Annotated in this window: 14 protein-coding genes; 3 read left to right on the top strand and 11 right to left on the bottom strand. The window is 53.0% G+C overall.

All coding sequences use genetic code 11. The annotated features are described in order from the left end of the window. Nucleotides 1-13 precede the first annotated feature (13 nt). The 6 genes from IDH41_RS11250 to IDH41_RS11225 all read right to left on the bottom strand — a co-directional run bounded on the left by IDH41_RS11250 (nt 14) and on the right by IDH41_RS11225 (nt 6,918). Entirely contained in the window at nt 14-583 is a 570-nt protein-coding gene (locus tag IDH41_RS11250; protein WP_190861014.1) for a YdeI/OmpD-associated family protein, read from the bottom strand. Nucleotides 584-664: 81 nt separating this feature from the next. Beyond that, the gene (locus IDH41_RS11245) at nt 665-1,183 is read right to left on the bottom strand and encodes a DinB family protein (protein WP_190861012.1); all 519 of its coding nucleotides are present in this window, start codon (nt 1,181-1,183) and stop codon (nt 665-667) included. Between the two features lie 83 nt (nt 1,184-1,266). After that, nucleotides 1,267-2,184, bottom strand: a complete 918-nt coding sequence (locus IDH41_RS11240) for a helix-turn-helix transcriptional regulator (RefSeq protein WP_190861010.1) — start codon at nt 2,182-2,184, stop codon at nt 1,267-1,269. Between the two features lie 134 nt (nt 2,185-2,318). Further along, a complete protein-coding gene (locus IDH41_RS11235; protein WP_190861008.1) occupies nt 2,319-5,396 on the bottom strand; it encodes an S-layer homology domain-containing protein in 3,078 nt (1,025 codons plus the stop codon). A 142-nt stretch (nt 5,397-5,538) separates the two neighbouring features. Then, a complete protein-coding gene (locus tag IDH41_RS11230) occupies nt 5,539-6,546 on the bottom strand; it encodes a DUF3231 family protein (protein WP_190861006.1) in 1,008 nt (335 codons plus the stop codon). 72 nt (nt 6,547-6,618) lie between these two features. Further along, nucleotides 6,619-6,918 carry a hypothetical protein gene (locus IDH41_RS11225; protein WP_190861004.1) on the bottom strand — a complete coding sequence of 100 codons (300 nt, stop codon included), beginning with the start codon at nt 6,916-6,918 and terminating at the stop codon, nt 6,619-6,621. A gap of 433 nt (nt 6,919-7,351) precedes the next feature. On the opposite strand from IDH41_RS11225, the gene IDH41_RS11220 reads away from it, so the two are divergent. Genes IDH41_RS11220 through IDH41_RS11210 form a run of 3 tightly spaced genes read left to right on the top strand, consistent with a single transcriptional unit; the run spans nt 7,352 to nt 9,949 of the window. Continuing rightward, nucleotides 7,352-8,308, top strand: coding sequence for an ABC transporter ATP-binding protein (locus IDH41_RS11220; protein ID WP_223829627.1), 957 nt, complete (start codon nt 7,352-7,354; stop codon nt 8,306-8,308). Further along, nucleotides 8,305-9,111: an ABC transporter permease gene (locus tag IDH41_RS11215; protein ID WP_190861000.1), complete on the top strand. Its 807-nt coding sequence runs from the start codon at nt 8,305-8,307 to the stop codon at nt 9,109-9,111. Before IDH41_RS11220 ends, IDH41_RS11215 begins: the two co-directional genes overlap by 4 nt. After that, entirely contained in the window at nt 9,095-9,949 is an 855-nt protein-coding gene (locus IDH41_RS11210; RefSeq protein ID WP_190860998.1) for an ABC transporter permease, read from the top strand. The genes IDH41_RS11215 and IDH41_RS11210 overlap by 17 nt, the downstream gene beginning before the upstream one ends. A gap of 579 nt (nt 9,950-10,528) precedes the next feature. Here the strand turns inward: IDH41_RS11210 and IDH41_RS11205 are convergent. The 5 genes from IDH41_RS11205 to IDH41_RS11185 form a co-directional block, all read right to left on the bottom strand. Continuing rightward, complete coding sequence (locus IDH41_RS11205) at nt 10,529-11,005, bottom strand: GNAT family N-acetyltransferase (RefSeq protein ID WP_190860996.1); 477 nt, start codon at nt 11,003-11,005, stop codon at nt 10,529-10,531. Between the two features lie 334 nt (nt 11,006-11,339). After that, the gene (locus tag IDH41_RS11200) at nt 11,340-11,693 is read right to left on the bottom strand and encodes a chromosome partitioning protein ParB (RefSeq protein WP_190860995.1); all 354 of its coding nucleotides are present in this window, start codon (nt 11,691-11,693) and stop codon (nt 11,340-11,342) included. A gap of 571 nt (nt 11,694-12,264) precedes the next feature. Beyond that, nucleotides 12,265-14,319, bottom strand: a complete 2,055-nt coding sequence (locus IDH41_RS11195) for a glycosyl hydrolase 115 family protein (protein ID WP_190860993.1) — start codon at nt 14,317-14,319, stop codon at nt 12,265-12,267. 79 nt (nt 14,320-14,398) lie between these two features. Then, nucleotides 14,399-15,862 (bottom strand): sulfatase, encoded by a 1,464-nt coding sequence (locus IDH41_RS11190; RefSeq protein ID WP_190860991.1) that lies wholly within the window; start codon nt 15,860-15,862, stop codon nt 14,399-14,401. A gap of 71 nt (nt 15,863-15,933) precedes the next feature. Next, the gene (locus IDH41_RS11185; RefSeq protein WP_190860989.1) at nt 15,934-17,571 is read right to left on the bottom strand and encodes an extracellular solute-binding protein; all 1,638 of its coding nucleotides are present in this window, start codon (nt 17,569-17,571) and stop codon (nt 15,934-15,936) included. Nucleotides 17,572-17,585: the final 14 nt, after the last annotated feature.

Here is a 17,585-nt window from a genome sequence, read left to right as displayed (position 1 = left end):
TGGACCGCGCATTCTAATAATCCAGCAGCCGCCCATTATCATGCCATTGACCGTACATTTTATTTTCCCGAGTGTTCGTTAAAAATTTGTCCAGTCTGCTCTTGAATAATTCCGGATCGTTTTTAACGCTTTGGATCGTGTCGATCCGAACTCTTCGGTAAAGAGCCGGAAAAGCCAAAAAATTTTCGTAAACTTGCCGTTCCTCTTGCAGCCTCTGCTCGATAACCTTATCTATTTTAAAAGAATCGGGGTCCATATCGGGAAGCGCCTTTCTTCCTTCGTCTCTCATAAACCCCAGCTTTTCGAGACGGCGGACGCGTTCTTTATTCAATTCCGTCCACGAGCTTATTGGGCTTCTGGGGGACAGTCGCTGCGCCGGCCCCGTCTCTGCGATCTTCTTCTTGATCCCGTCGATCCATCCAAAGCACAAACATTCTTCAACCGCATCCAAATAGAGCAGCGTGTCCGGGGTTGGTGCCATACTCACCTCGACCCAACAAAATTTCTCGGTCTTGCCGTTCTCCTCCAGCCAAGCCCTCAGCTCTTCTCTTGATTTGATCGGAATCAGATTTTCGATTTCCATAAATAAGCTGCACTCCCCTTATCGAGAAAAAAGGGTCGATTTTCTGTTCTCAGAAAGATCGACCTTTTTTAGACGATATTATTATACCATGGATTCGGCAGGTGCCTGATACCAGAAAAGCGCATAGTCGTTCATCGTGGATGCATGGCCGAGCTGGCGCAGCATGGTCGAAACATTGCCCCTGTGATAGGTCCCGTGATTGGCGACATGCAGCACGATTTCCGACAAGCGCGTTTGGCGGATTCCGGCGAACGGATTGTCGAGCAGAACGGTTTGCTCCAAATCCGCTTGGCTTCGGAACCATTCTCTGTATTGCTCCGCTAACCGGGCAAACCGATCGGCATATTCATCCACCGTATCCAGAACGCTCTCGTTCATCGATATGCACTCCTGCAGCGCCTCTGGCATACTCATCCCCGTTAAAACCAGATACCACATCGTATCCACCGCATAGATATGACTAAGGGCATGGGCGATTGTGGGATACGAGCTGTTCACTTCCTGGCTCAGCACGGAGGCCGGCAGTTCCTTGATTCTCCCCAGGATCGTTTGAGTCGCCCAAGCGTGGTAATTAAACATTTCTACGGGATGATTCTTCATCATTAATCGTCTCCTTTTAACTCGTAATGGATTTGTTTCGGCTTCTGTTGTCATTATAAAAAAAGAAGTATGACAACAGACTGTCATACTTCTTCATAAAGTTTGAGCGCATTTCGAAGCTGTTCGGCTATGATGCATCGCAGAGCCGGAGGCTCGAGCACTTCCGCGCCGCTGCCAAAGCCGAGCAGAATGGACCACAGCCAGCGCGCTTCGTGCGGCCTGTAAACTGGAATTCGAATCGTCATGCCTCCATCCGGATGAAATTGCCTATCCATCTGGTGAAACTGATCCATCGCTTCCGCCAAACCCTCGGGTCCGACCCGGATCACGACATCCTCCACCTGCTCTTGCCATGCCCCGTTTGAAAGAGCAGCCTTCCTCGCCTCCTCGCGATGCGGCTGAAAGGTGTTCGGCGTCGGAATCAAATTCAGCATCCGGGATAGCCGGAACTCCCGATAATCCCGCCGCGTCCGGCAATAACCGTATACGTACCAATTGCCAAATTTAAAATGAAGCCTCACCGGTTCCATTTCGCGGGTGGTGCGTTCGTTTTTTGTATTGATGTAATCGAAACGGACGATATTTCGCTCCGTAATGGCCGTACGCAATTGAGGAAGCGCGTCGGGGTCCGTACGGCGGGTTTCAAAGTCCACCGCCACGCTCGGAGTCTGATGCTCCGGTCCAATCGTTTGCAGTCGTTCGATGGTTCCTTGCACGCGCTCGTCTTCGAACACGGAGGAGAGGCTGCGGAGCACGGTGATCAGGGAAGCGACATCGTACGAACCGAGCAGGCTTTTATCCATTTTGTATCCATCCATCATGCCGTATCCGCCATTCTGGCCCTGATGCGATATGACCGGGAAGCCGGCGGCGCAGATCGCGTCGATATCCCGATAGATGGTTCTCGGGGAAACTTGAAACTCTTCGGCCAGCATGGAGGCGGATAAAACTTCGTGGTTCAACAGCTTGTAAATAATCGCGATCAATCGTTCCAATTTCAAATGTATCCCCGCCTGCTACTCCATTTCGTATTGCTGGTCCTTATTTTACTATCGCGTCCCCGTTAACTCAATCATTGACTGAAAATCGGAACGAGAAAGACCGCCAATCCGGCGGTCTTTCTGCGCATCGCGCTTTATTTTTGGCTGAAATCGTAATGGAACGTCGCCCTTTCCCCGAGAAGGACCTTGTAGATGTCGTTGTTGGTCGCCATGACCTCCTTCAAGTATTCCTTATAAGGACGGTCGGCGACATTCACAAGGCCCGAGTTATAGCGTTCTCCCGAGTAGCCTTCCCAATATCTGCCCAGTGCGGCTTGATCCACATAATTGAACACATGAGCGCCTACAACGTTGTCCAGACTGGCCGCCGCCTCTACATAATTCCGGTAACGCGTTCCCCTCTGGAGCTGATTCAAGGCCGAGTTCGTTAGGAGCGGTTCCAATCCTTGCTCCGTCGTGCCGAAACCGAATTCGCTGATCAGAATCGGTTTGCCGCCCGATTTCGCATAGACTTCCTTCAGAAGCTCGGAATCCAGGTTATAGCTGTAATAATTGATGCTGATGACATCAACATATTTCCCTTCCACCTCCGCCATAACGCTCCGAAACTTCTCATTATGGAACGGCGTCGTTAACCAGCGGTCTCCAAGCAGAAGATGATTCGGATCGTATTTGCGGTAGAGCCTGGAGACCGTTCCGTAGAACGTTTCCAGGTAATACCGGAAGAAGGCGTCCATGTCGCGCCAAGCCGCCGATGTCTTTATCGGGAGCTCCGCTTCATTCAAGTCGCTGAACGATTTGAAGTTTGTCTGCCACTCGCTGTTGAATTTGTCCAGGTCCTGATACTTATCCTTCAGCCTCTTCACCAACCGCGCCTTGATCGCCGCTTCGCTTGCCTTCAGCTTCGGCACATGGGAATAAAACTTGTGGAAATCGTATTCGTTGTCGATGAAATATCCGATCAGCATCGGATCGTCCTTGCTCGGCTTAACCGCTTTAGCAAACGCCATATCGATCTTGGCCGCCGCGTCCGGCGCGAAAATGTCAAACAGCGAAAGACCGTCCAGCTTCGCCCAGCTCATGCCGCTAAGCGGCAGCATTCGCACGTAAGGCAAGTTGTTCGCGCTGCCGTATTTGTCGGGCGAGAAGCCTCCCGCGCTGTTGAACCCCCATTTTTTGATGCGCCCGGCCGCTTCCGAATAGATCGCATGCTCGGTTGGAACGACCCCGGTTTTCCGGTATTTGTTCGCCAAATAGAACGAAAAATGAGCGGTCCCGTTATAAGCCGATTTATATTCTTCCCGAATGGACGGAATCGACTCGAACAGCTCCTCCCGCCCCTTAACCATCGTAAAGGTTTCATTGGCCGTCAGTCCGTTTACGCCCAAGCTGAAGAAGAGATTGCCGTCCGGCGTGGTCATCACTTTGCGGCTTCCCATCTGCTGAATGGCGAAGAAACCCTTTTTTCGCAAGCCGTATTTCGCCGCGCTGCCTGCCAGACCGCCGAAACGGTCCCGGCCCGAAGGAGGTGTCAAGCCGGCGTAATAAGAAGCATCCGTCACGGCATCCGCTTGCAGCTGCTGCTCGCTTGTTACTTTCTCGGGAAAGATGGCCGATTTCAGCTGCCCGAACCTGTCCACCTGAACGTTGTCGCTGCCGTTGAGCTTGGTTTTGCGGATGGGACTCGGTTCCAGGCCGTCTTTCACGGCATACGATTCGAGCACGCTGTACCCCGTAAGCCGGAATGGGCCGGTGTATGGCTGAAACGCGGGAGCGTTGTCCTTGCGGTAATAGATTCGGGCCCCTTGATCCGCCGAAGACAGTTCGATCTGAAGCGATTCGGCGCTTCGGGTCGAATGAATGTCGACGGAAGCGGTGCTTCGATTGATCGATACTCTGGAAAGCTGCGGCGACCAGGATTTCGCGGCTCCGTGCAATTCGATTTTCAAATAGCGCATCCCTGCCGGCACCGAAGAAGCTTCGTAGGCGTACTGCTGCCAATCACCTGAAGGATTGCCGGCCGCATAGACTTTGACCTGAATTTCCTTATATGTTTTTCCGTCCGCCGAGGCGAACACCTTGCTCTTCTCCAACTCGACTCCGGTAAAAAAATAGCTGTAAAAGAGCACGGAAGCGATATCGTATTTCGTATGGTATAGGATGCTTCCAGGCGCCGTCGACGTTCGCGCCAGCCGCTTCGCATCGCCGCCGAAGGCAGCGGGATGGTCCGCGGCAATGTACATATTCGCGCGGGTTTTCATCCGTTCGAAGTTTTCGAGCGGGTCGTAAAGGCCTGCGGACGGCCCCGGCGGCGATACGGCCATGTCCTCATACTCGTATACGGAAACGCGGCTGGCTTCCGTTTTGCCGGGAGCGGGATGATAAACCGCATACGTCTTCAACTGAAGCCCTTTTAGTATCGGAATGGGCGCAGTATACGGTTTGCGGGTGGATGATGTCCGGGGATCGCTGCCATCCGTCGTGTAGTAGACGGTTGCGCCCGGTTGGGCGGCGCGCAGGATCGCCATGCTTCCGTACGGCACACTGCCGGGCGGCAAGCTGGACGTTACGCCGTCCGTCGAATGGCTGCCGGTCATCTCGTTCATCGACTGGTCGATCAAGGCGGCCGCTTCCTCGCGGGTCATCGCGTCCCGAGGCCGGTACGACCATACGTCGGAATGTTGCGTAACGTCCGGACCGTACCAGCCGTGAGCGATGATACCGCTGACACCTTCTGCCGCCCAAGTATTCGGCTTAACGCTGAAATTCAGCGCGCCGCCTGGAGCGAGACCCTGCTTTTGGGCATATCGCCATACCATAGCCGAGGCTTCTTCGCGTTTGACCGGTTCATTCGGTGAAAAAGTCGTATCGGAAGTGCCGTTAACAATGCCCGCCTGGTAGGCGGCACGTACATGGGCGGCTGCCCAGTGATCCCGAATATCTGGGAAAGGCGCCGGTCCTCCCTGATCCTTCAGCTGAAAAGCGACAGAGACGAATTTGGCAAACTGGGCGCGGGTCAACGTCTGTTTCGGACCGTATACCCCTTCGGCGATTCCGTCCGCTATGCCTAGCGTCTTCAAGTCTCGAATATAAGCGTAATAGGGGCTTGTATCCGGGACGTCTTTAAAATCCGCCGTCGCTGCGCCGACTCCCGTGCACGGCCATGACGCAAGGATGATCATCGCGGCGGCTGAAATCGTAAATTTTCTCATTCCGGCTCCTCTCTTCCTAAATTTATCCACTTCCATTATAAGAATCGGGCTTGTCCGACGATATAGGGGGGTCCGCGACATAATGAAAACGGCAGCCGATCTTCTGATCGGCTGCCGCGGCTATTGAACATTCATAAACAACTTAAATTTTTGCCAACGCTTTTCTGTCGGGAGCATGCGGCGGTTCTTCTAACCATCCCCGGTCGATCAAGATATCCGCACCGTCTTTTCCGTATTTCAATATTTCCTTTATTAACTCTAAATATTCATTGGCCAAATCAACCCTTGAAGAAACGGAAAGCGCATGACCGATAAAGTGTACGCCCTGCGTATTAAGCATGGTAACCAGGTTCATGATTAACCGGTCCGAGAAAGGGGACTTCGTTGAAGCGGACACTTCGGAATTAACCATAATGGAGCCCATCAAGTCTTCCTTCATCAGCGTATCATTTAGAAACCGAATCTGTCTCTGCGCTAATTCTTTTCCGTCCGTCAAATATTTCTGAATCGATTTATCCTTCGTCACTTGAATGAAAGCATTGAGTAAAACCAACCCGAAGTAGTTTCTTTCAATGTTAAAGAACATCTCGGTTAGTTCGAGCACATTCAAGGGGCGTTTCCGTTCCAGCCATTTGGATAAAAAAAGTTCCTTTTGATGAACGAATTCAATGTGGTCCGGGTAAGGGATCATCGGCGGACGATCGTAAATTCCTTTGGACAGGAATACGTCGACGGACTCATTATATAGCTTTAGCGTGGATTGTACGCAGTTCGTGAAGAAGGCTCGAATATCCTCGCGGGCAACATTCGAGGTCAAAGCGCCGTAGCTCACCAGGCCGATTCGGCTCATCCCATAAACGTAGCTGAGCGGAAACAAATCGAAGAACAATGGAGGGGCGTTCAAATCGACATCTTCATCGGTAAAACCTTTGGGGACGGGGAAGCCTTCCTGTTCGAAAATGTCCTTGATTTCCTTTACATGCTGCTCCGATAAGTCCAGCGACTTTTTAACGATCGTTTTGACATCTTCGTCATTGGAATGATGCCAAAAGTGCTTGGAGATGCAAATCGCCATACTGTCGTTGATATAGGTTATCCATAAGCCGGCAATTTCCGTTGAGGACAGACCTACTTTATGCTCCACGTTCATTCGGATAAACTCCTCCTTGCGGGTCGTTTTTTTGTAGAGTATGCGTTATCCGAATAAAACTTATGTACGAAATTAGACGATTGCTTCTAACTGATGCGGATGCAGCTCGTGTATACAGTACTCAAGAAACTCTTTTTCCCTCAAAACCTCTTGAAGCCTGCATTTATGGATTCTTTTGATCGTACTTTCTTTTAGTTTTTCAAAGGTAGCCAAGACTTGTTTATCCTTCAAGCTTTGCGAACGAGACAGCCTGTCGATCTCCTTCTCGATCCAGTCCAAATCTTCCAGGTAATTCGTCACTTTGTTCGAGGAATAGTATAAATCAAGATAACGGATCTCTTCTTGATATAAGTCCATGATTTGACTAATCAAAACAATGTCCTCCATTCATATAAAAAATATATAAAATAATGACTGGTTTGCTGTCTTAAGCCTCTCTAAAAGATATTCGTCGGTCATCCTTATTTTCAGTCCAATAACAGCAAAGGATGTCAATTTTATGGTAAATTGGGTGCCCGCTAAAATAGGGATTGCCCGGCGGCGTTCACCGTGGTAATATGTGTAAAATAAATGGAAGGGCATCTAGGGATCCGATCCTGCAACGGAGGCGAACCGAGCGATGCCAGCGACGGCGCGTACGCCCGAGCCACACCGTAAGGAATAAAAGACCTTCGGAAAGTTCCGCCTATTAAGGGCGAGACTGTCCGTTGGTCTTTTTTGTGTCCGCCCCAGCCGTACGAAAATAGAAAAGGGGGATCGCAAAATGTCATCCATCCGCGTAGAGCAATTAGGCAAGGCATTTCGCATGAAAAAAAAGCAGGAGGGCTTGGCCGGCAGCGTCAAATCGCTGCTGAAGCCTCTCTATGAAGACAAGGCGGCCGTTGACGGCATTACGTTCTCGGCCCGGCAGGGCGAGACGGTCGCCTTCCTTGGCCCGAACGGCGCCGGCAAATCGACGACGATCAAGATGCTTACCGGCATCCTTCACCCGACCAGCGGCTTCGCCGAAGTGCTCGGCTGCTGCCCCTGGACGGAGCGGACGAAGCTGTCGTACCGGATCGGTTCCGTCTTCGGGCAAAAATCGCAGCTGTGGTACCATTTGCCGCCGATCGATACGTTCGAGCTGATGAGCCGCATTTACGAGCTGCGCCGCGGAGATTACTTGCAAAGGCGCGACGAGCTGATCAAGCGGTTCGAGCTGGAGCCTTATATGCACACGCCGGTTCGAAAGCTGTCTCTTGGCGAGCGCATGCGCTGCGAAATCGCGGCCTCCCTGCTGCATCGCCCCCAAGTGCTGTTCCTCGACGAGCCGACGATCGGATTGGACGTTATCGTCAAGCAGCGCATCCGGCAATTGATCCGCGAGTTGAACGAGCAGGAAGGCACGACGGTATTTCTCACTTCGCATGACGCCGGGGACATCGAGCAGCTATGCGAGCGGGCCATCGTCATCAATTACGGGCGTCTCGTATTTAACGACCGCGTCGAATGGATGAAGCAGCGGTATATGACGCACAAGACGATCCGGCTTGTCCTTGCGGACGATTCCGGCGGCATGGACGTACCGGGAGCGACGATCGTCGAGCGAAGCGGGGCGAGGCTGGTGCTTTCCGTCGACACTTCGCTTACGACGATCGAAGCGGCGCTGACGGACGTCATGTCCAGTCGCCGGATTCTGGACGTCACCGTCGAAGATCCGCCGATGGAGGAAATCATTACGCGCATGTACGGCGATTTCGGAGAGGAGGTCCGCACGTCATGACCGTCTTCGGCAAAATGGCCAAGTACGCGTTTATCGGCAAAATCACGCTCAGAAACCAATTGGCCTATATGATTGATTTTGTTGTCCGATCGCTTTTTCTGCTGCTTATTCTGTATATCTTTCTGCAGCTTTGGCAGGCGACGTTTCATGGCGAAGGGGACGCCGCCCGGATCGCGGGCTACAGCTTTAAGCAAATCATGTGGTATTTGGTCATTACCGAGACGATAACCCTCGCCTGTCCCAGCCTCTGCACCCGGATCGAGGAGGAAGTCAAAAACGGCGACGTCGGCTACCGGCTCGTGCGCCCGATTCATTACATCGCCTTTCATTACGTCGAATATATGAGCGAGGCGGCCATCCGCTTAGGCGTCAACGCCGCGCTGGGCGTTGCGATCGGGCTGCTGATGATCGGCCCGCCGGAGCTGAGCGCCGGCTTTCTGTGGCTGCCGGTTGCCGCGGCATTCGGCTTGACCGTCAATTTTATGTTGAACATGACACTCGCGCTTTGCGCGTTCTGGGTAGAGGAGACGCGGGGAATCGAGTTCGTCTACAACAAATTTCTGTTCACGATCGGCGGCATGCTGATGCCGCTGGAGCTGTTCCCCGATGCGCTGCAAGCGGTCAGCCACTGGCTTCCGCTGCAGGCCGTCCTGTACATTCCCGCCAAAACCGCCGTGGCGTTCGATGCCGGAAGGCTTGCCGGCATGCTGGCCGTGCAGGCGCTATGGATTGTCGTCATCGGAGTGGCCGTCGCCTGGATTTACCGGAGAGGAGTGAAAAAACTGAATGTCAACGGAGGATAGAGCAAACTCGGCAAGCGCTTATTCGATAAGCGAGCACGACCAGCCGGGCAGGCTGCGCCGTCAGCTGGTATTCGTCCTGCGCAGCTGGACGCTGAACCTTGCGGGAGCGATGGAATTCCGGCTCAGCTTCCTGCTTACGGCCGGGATGATGTTGCTTAACAATGTCGTCTGGATCGTATTCTGGGGGCTTTACTTTGGCAGGTTCCAGGTGCTGAACGGCTGGGAGCTGCATGACGTCATGATGCTGTGGGCGATATCGGCAGGCGGTTTCGGTCTGATGGCAACCTTCTTCGGCAACGCTTCGCGGATCGCCAATATTATCGCAACGGGCCAGCTTGACGTCTACTTGGCCCAGCCGAAGCCGGTGCTTCTGCATGTGCTGATCAGCCGCATGTCCGTCAGCGCCATCGGCGATGTGCTGTTCGCGCTGCTCGTATTCGCCCTATTCGGCGACAAATCGGCCGCGGGCATCGCCAAATTCGGGCTGGCGCTGGCGATTGCCGCCGTCATTTTTATCTTTTTTACCGTTATCGTCAATTGCCTGGCGTTCTGGATCGGGAACACGGAAGGCCTCAGCTTCCAGCTGTTCAATGCGCTCGTGACGTTCACGACGTATCCGACCGCCATATTCAAAAGCTGGGGCAAGCTCGTATTGTTCGCCGTCATTCCCGCGGGCTTCATCAGCTATTTGCCGATCGGACTGCTTCGCGAAATCGATCTTCCTTTTCTAATCGGCGCCCTGGCCGTCTCCGTGCTGCTCGCCGCCGGCGGAACGCTGCTGTTCTACAGAGGGCTGAAGCGATACGCATCCGGCAATATGATGACGCTGCGCCGATGATTCATTGCCGTGGGCGAGCGCCTAAACCGCATGATCGGCCCCGGCCCCCAGGCAGCGCGTCTTACGCCAAAGCCGCGTGATCGGCCTCCGCCCCAAGGCACCGCGTCTTTACGCCCAAGCTGCGTGATCGGCCTCCGCCCCAAGGCACCGCGTCTTACGCCCAAGCCGCGTGATCGGCCTCCGCCTCAAGGCAGCGCGTCTTACGCCCAATCCTGCAATTGTGCAGGCATTTGATCGCTTCTTGCGAGCAGCGAATCAAATGCCTGCGAATGTGCATCTTTTCTCGCTTGGTACGCACAAAAGGGGGCTCACGTCCCGAAATGCCTGCACTTACGCAGGCTTCCCTTTCGGCTGCCTCATCGATGGAGTAAAGGCTGCACAATCGCATCAATTTCGCTTAGCTGTCGTTACCTTTCAGTTGAACAGCAGCTAGCTAGTCTCCCCAGTGCACTCGAACCTTCGATTTACGTTCCTCATCATAGTTTAATTCGTTCTCTAATGTACAAGACCGATGGCAACAATTCCAAGCAGCGCAATAGCAACACGTTTCAATAGGCTCCCCCTCCCCCTCCAAAAAGTTCATAGTCGCAATACGGTTATGTTCTCGTTATGGCAGACTTCGCCGTTCTCGCGGAAACCGAAGCTTTCGTACAGCTTTTTGGCGGTGACGTTATCGCCCCCATACGGGATCCAGCAGTATTGTGCAGGACCGGCCGGAAAGGTGCGGATAAATGCCAATATTTTTGTCATGGCTTCCCGGCCGTAGCCCCGTCTCTGGTAACGCTCGTCGATCATCAGTCGCAGAATGCAATAGCTGCCGTCCGCTATCGACGGGAGATCGTATCCGGTTATTCCATAAGTCAGCATAACAAAACCAACCGGCTGTTCGTCCGCATAAATGGCAAACGGAAACGGATGTCCCCCATTGGTTGTCAGAACATAGCACGAAGCCACGCTTGAGAGATTGGACGCTACAAAGCGACGCTGATCTTCCGAAACTTCCAGGTTGAATATGGCACGCCGATTGTCCAACGTGATCTTTCTGAGGGTAATCATGCAGAGCCTCTCCCTTCATTGATCGTTTTGCGCCGCGGTCGCTTATCTAACATACAATTTTTGCAAAAAAAGAAATAGACTTATGTTCAATTTTTTTATAGACTAATATGTATCCATGGCTTTTTTAGGGATAATCCTTTTTGGGCATAAATGATTGACCGGCACATCATAGTGCCGGTTTTATTTTTCTTAAACGCCTATCTCCGTTAGCATAGAAAAAAGCAGCCGATCGTCTTGACCGGCTGCCGCGGTGTTCGCATCTTTTCTCATGAACCATACCCTAACATATTATTAAGCAGGATTACGCTACAGAAAATTTTCTGAACAAGAGTTTTCATTGAATCACATCCGCCGGCGGCAATGTCATATAGACGGCATCCATTTCGCTTTTTTCATCCATTAATGCTTTTGCGATTCTGTGTCCTCCATCAATTAATTGTCCGTCCGAACATAATAGTATAGGGTACTCCATGTTTGCGTTGATAATCCGCTGACAATGAAGCGCGACATTGCGTATAGATGGAATGGGCGTACTCTTACTATCTGCAAACCAACAATCCTGATCAAGTTCCTTAATGGAATCAATCTTGATTTTTTGAACGGGTAAGTTCTTAGACAACTCCCACAGTTTTTCTACGTCCCAGACATGTCGCTTTCCGTCAATTATCCTTCCGTGTTTATGCTTCATACGTGAAAGTAAGTCTCCCACAATAATCACCTCTATTTTCATAATAATCAGTGGCACGATAGGGAAATCGTAATTAGACATTCACTACACGATGGTGTCATGCTCGTATTACGAACAATTGGACGCACCTCCTCGTTATTAGCGATCTTCTAACCGTGTACTCCTAATTTTCCCGAGTAAGTTATCGAACAACAAACCGATGAAATACCAGAACCCGATAGCCAATAATACGGTTAGTATTCTGAAATTGTAATTGACGACATCATCGTATCCAAGACAAAGCTTAATGAAAAATTCAATATTGCTCACAAGGTTGGCCCATACTTGATTCGCTCCCTCGCCAAATCCGTTATGGATACTCCGGTCTATGATGACAGCCGCCATCGTCATTATGATTTGGATGCTCGGCAAAATAAACTTTAATTTCAATTCTTTACGCATAGCTCTCCTCCGATTCCTGGATATTCTCTATCATAGTAGACATATAAACAGAAGGAAAGTTGCAATTTCCCACGTATTCGGGCCATAAAAAAAACATCGCCTCAGCTGGAGGCGATGTTTATGCATTCCTTCATATTCCTTGAGAATCTGTAACCGATTCTGCGTAAAGTTCTCTCGTTAGCTCGATTAACTGCTCCAGATTCAACAGGACGTCTCCCCGGTACCAGTTCGCCCATTCGCCTTGTTCCGCGTGCAGCCGAACGATACAGGCGTTCTCCAGTTGAACGCAAGCGTCCATCAGGCCCTGCTTTACCTGCGCCGGCCATTCCGCTTCTCCCTGGCCACTGAAGACATGCTCCGCGACCAGGCAGAGCTGATGTACCCATGCATACAAAGCCCGAATAATCGTCACCTGTACGATCAGATTATTTAAGAAGAAGGGCTTGCGCTCACTCGGAAGACTTCTGTACACCCGATAGGCCTTATCGTAGGTCCGATTGAACCGGGCCAATGAATCCCGCGTCGCCAGCTTATAGAACGCCACAAAATCCGAAGCCGTATCAAAAGCGAATATTGTCTTGTTTTGAATCCTGTCCCGCTTGAAGGGTTCCCCTTGAATTACTTTCATTAATTTGATGCCGATCCGTCTGCACATCCCGTCGAGCAACACCATTCTGCCCTGAAAGCCGTCGTTGTCGAGCGGGTAAAAGGCGTCGAAATAATCGTCGTACGCCGCCGCCGCATCTTGGGCGGCATCCGCGCCAAAGTACGTCGATGCCCACCGCTTCTTAAACTCGGACAATTCGAACGCTTCCGCATTCCACGCAAGCTCGCTCACGCAGGCTATGCCCATCAGCATTTCCCGGAAATTGGCCACATTCAATATACAATAGGTGTCGTTGCCCTTTGCGATCGCATCCTTTATATTTTTAACCATTTTATCCGGATGCGTGCCTTGGACGAGATGAGGGCCGCAGCTCCAGAATCCGACGTGATAGTAGACGCCATAGGATCGCCCCGCATCCCGAACTACGTCGTAGAACCCTTCGCCCCACATTTGGGTCGGACCAAAGTCGGCCTGCACGATAATCGTATCCTCGGGGAAGGTCAGAAACCCTTGCTTCAGCAAGCCCATGCCTTCCATCCATAGCGTTGCCGTCGATTCGAAGGATCGATGTCCCAAAGCAACGCTAATGATTTCCTTCTGCTTCGCGATCGCTTTGGAAATTAAAGCGCCCCGCTCCCTGTCGCCGGCCGGCGCATGGGGATCATCCTCCCATACGGGCTTGTCGCCGTGGCCTCTCAGCCCGAGCTGCCAGATGACGCCGTCATACTTGGCCCAACGCTCCGCATAAGCCTTCCATACCTCCTCGTATTTCTCCGGATGAGCCGTATACGACAGGACGGATTCATCGCCCCGATCCGACCAGTATTTGACGATTCGTTTCGGCATTACGCCTACCGGCTCGATGTGATGCTGGGAAATGAGCAGCCCCCTTTCCGTCACCGTTCTTACGATTTCTTCATCGACGGGCTCCATAATGTCCAGCAAGGAAGCGGGAATAAGCAAATTTTGCTTTAACCGCAAAGCCGTCTCCATAATCGGAAGTAAGGCGCGGATATATTCGGGATGCTTCCGGAAGGCGTTGTTCGCGAAGGTGGTATCGAATGTGCCGGTCCAGCCCAGAAGCAAGTCTTCGTCGTTTAGAAACCATCCCCGGTAGCAGAACGTAGACGCGCTATCTTCGATATCGCATTCCGATATCGTCAATTCCCGAATAGGCTCCGGCTGTTTCCCGGTCCATAGATGAAGCGGGTCGATCCCGAGGTACCGGTGACTGAACGCATACAGGCCATAGATTGCACCTCTTTGGTCAGAGCCGATGATCGCGATATGTTGACCTTCGCTCCCGATCGTCTGGATGCGGTAGCCTTCGACCGCATTCGCGATCGATTGAACGTCCACGCCTTCGTCCGCCAAGAACCGTTCGAACCGTTTATTCTCAAGCGACCCGGCATAAATGCTGCACGATCGCGCCTGCTCGATGGCGTGCCGATACCGGGGCTCGGCCAGGCCTGCCGTCCGGAAATCGCGGATGATGTCCCGTACGGCCAGCTTTACGCCGGAGCGCTCTTCGTCATCGCAATAAATGTCCGTCGTCATCGTCTGCGTTAAATAAAACATGCAAGCTCCTTCCTGTCCCCGCTTCCGCAGCCTTCCGCCCTTCCGGGCTTCTGCGTAGGGCGGCGGGGCCCAAACTCGGCTAATCTCGCTCCAGCCCTACGCGGGCATATTGCCATTCGGGCGCCTGATACCGCTCCATCAGCTCGCGCAGCTTGCCTTCATACTGCCTATGCAGCCCCTCCTCGCGGATAGGCGAGCCTTGCTCCGGATCGGCAACCAGATCGTATAATAAATGCTCATCCGTTGCGTTATGATGCCGATGCGACGGCCGGGCAACGCGATATACCGGCATCTTCGTCTGCGGCAGGAAGCGGCCGACCTCGCTGGTTTCGTAATCGGCCGCCCGGCCGCCCGATCTTGACGGAGTTGCCGTATGATGGTACGCCAGGCTTCCGGCGAGAGGCTTGCGGCAATACGTATACCGGCCGTCCGACAAGTTGATATCTTTGCCGAAGTAGCCATACAGCACCGCATCGTGATGCGATTCATCGCGCTCGAACAGATGCGTCAGCGATCGGCCGTGCACATGCGCCGAGGGCTTGGCCCCATGCAGCTGAAGCAGCGTCGGCATCACGTCCATCGTCGAGGTCAATGCGTTCACCCTGCCGCCGTTCATCGGCGCACCAGGCATGTAGGCAATCAAGGGAATATGAACGAGCTCCCGGTAATCGAACATATAATTTTTGGCCCAGTAGCCGTGTTCGCCGAGCAGATGCCCGTGATCCGTCGTCAAGACGACCGCCGTATCCCGCCACAGGTCGAGCTCGTCCATCGTATCGAGCAGCTTGCCGAGCCACGCGTCCGCCATCGTCAGCGTTCCGGCATAACCTTTGCGAATATGCGCAATCGCCTCCTCGTCCTCCTCGTTCGGTTCCACGGGAGCGTACGCCGGCCAGTCGAAGTGAAACCGGTCGTCCCAAGCATCGTTATACCGCTCGCGGTACTTGGCCGGGCACATGAACGGCTCATGCGGGTCGAACACCTCCAGATGCAGATGCCAGTTCTCCTCTCCGTGATTGCGCTCAAGGAACTTGACGGCCTGCGCGAAGCATTGCGGCGTCGGATAATCTTCGTCGCGTTCGGGATTCATACGGCTGCGGTTAACCCAATCCTGCCGCTTGCTCTTGCCGCGGAATGTCGGCACTTCCGGCTCCTTCACCCCGGGATGCCAAGGATCGCCTTCTTGGCCGCGCAGAAATTCCCATGTATGGAACGGCGTATGGTAGCCCCAGCCATTCGCTTCGAAGTAGTGGTAATGATCCGTAATCAGATGGCTGTAGACGCCCGACTGCCGGCGAAGCTCTTCGGGATACGCTTCATCGAACGGCTGCAGCGGGCACCATTGCGATTCGAGAAAGTTGAGCCGCCCCGTCATCAGCTCCCGCCGCGCGGGCATGCATGGCAGCGATCCGCCGTAATGCCGGTCGAACACCACGCCCTTGGCGGCCAATCGGTCCAAATTAGGCGTCTGCACCCAGCTTTCGCCGTAACAATTCAGATAATGGCGATTGAGGGAATCCATAAGGATCAATATCGTCTTCAAGGCGCACCTCCCGTCAACAGACGCAGACTTTTATAGCAAGCCGCTATAAAGTCTGCATCCAGCCTACTCGGTTATTGTCCTTCCTGCTGTCTTACAAAATCATAGATGTCTTTGGCCAGGAACGCCGTATCCTTGTTCTCGGCATACCAATTGCTCATCCATTCCTCCGCTTCCGGTCCTCTTCCGTTCTCCCATATTTTTTTCGCGTCCTCCAGCGCCTGCTGCGCGGAATATGCGGAGCCGCTCACGATGGCTTTCACCCACAAGTCGTCGATGGCCTTTCCCGTCTGCCCCATCGTAACGTCAAGATCGCTAGGCAGCTGAGGCATATGCTCGGAATGGGTAATTTCCGAATAAGGGCGGCTCAGATCGAAATAGATCTCTTTGCCCATCTCGAACAGCTCGAGCCCTTCCTTCTCAAGCGGGATATCCGTATTAAACAAATTTGCCGTACCGCATTTGCCTTCCAGCACGAGGCTGGATGACGACAACATGGTGGCATCCGTCATATAGCCTACCTCCGACTTATGTTCGCCGTCCATAATAACAGGGCAGCCGCTCGCATCCCGCTCATGGTGTACGCCTTCCAATCCGAATTGCAGCGTCGTTGCGGTGGACGGCTTCACCAGGAAATCGATGAATTCGACGACGGCTTCCGGATTTTTCGCTCCCCTGTTCACCGCCGCCGTCATTTGCACCGGGTTCTGGTACGTCGGATTGAACGCCCCCGCCGGACTTTCCGGATAGGCGATCGGGATAATTTCCGCATCGGGCACATTTTGCTTCAACGTCGCGTATTCGTTTTTCGTGAATTGCTCCCACTTCAGAAGCACCGGATAGATCCCCAGCTTGCCGGTGACAAAATCCTGCTTGGCCTTCTCCCCGTTCTTGTCGTTCAAGTAATCGCGATCGATGATGCCTTCATCATATAAGCGTTTTCTAAACTCGGTAGCCGCAACGGCGCTGTCCCAGGCGCGCACAATCTGATCGCCGCGCAGGACAAATCCCATATTCTGGAACACTTGATCCAACGTACGGGAGGATTGATGGCTTATGGCCATGCCGTACGTATCGTCCTTCCCGTTGCCGTCCGGATCCTGCTGGGCGAAAGCTTGGGCGACCTGGAACATCTCTTCCGTCGTCGTCGGAACGTCCAGATTCAGCTTGTCCAGCCAGTCCTTGCGAACGAAGATGGCCCGTATCGGCGTAACCTCGTTCAGCCTGCCCACATAGTATAGCTTGCCGTCGCTTAAGGTGCCGGCTTTCTTCAAATAAGGATACTTCTCAAGCAGCTGCTTGTATTCGGTGCTGTGTTCGTTGATCAGATCGTCGAGCGGCAATAATTGCTTCTGCTGATACCAGGTATCCTTCGGTCCCGCGCTGTATTCGAACAACAGATCGGGCGCCTTGCCGGACGCGAATAACGTGTTGAATTTCTCCGTCGATTCCCAGCGCGGAATAGGCACATACTTGACATTGACCGGACTGTTCTCGTTAATCCAATCCGTCCAGCGGTTGTCCTCCATCGTCCCTTCCTTCGCGGGAACGCTTCCGCGGTCGTACAGCGAGCTCGTAATGCTGCCCTTGGCCCCTCCGGTTCCCTGCTCTCCGGCGTCGTTATGATTATCTTTCGCCGAGCATGCTGCCAGAACCGCGCCCGCCAGACAGACGGTCATTCCCATTGTCAACCATTTGCGTTCTGTTCTCATATGAATCCCCTTCC

Origin of the sequence: Paenibacillus arenilitoris (assembly GCF_014705655.1) — a bacterium.
Classification (GTDB): domain Bacteria; phylum Bacillota; class Bacilli; order Paenibacillales; family Paenibacillaceae; genus Pristimantibacillus; species Pristimantibacillus arenilitoris.
The sequence above is the reverse complement of the archived record's forward strand: the minus strand, read 5'-3'. Positions and strand labels throughout refer to the sequence as shown.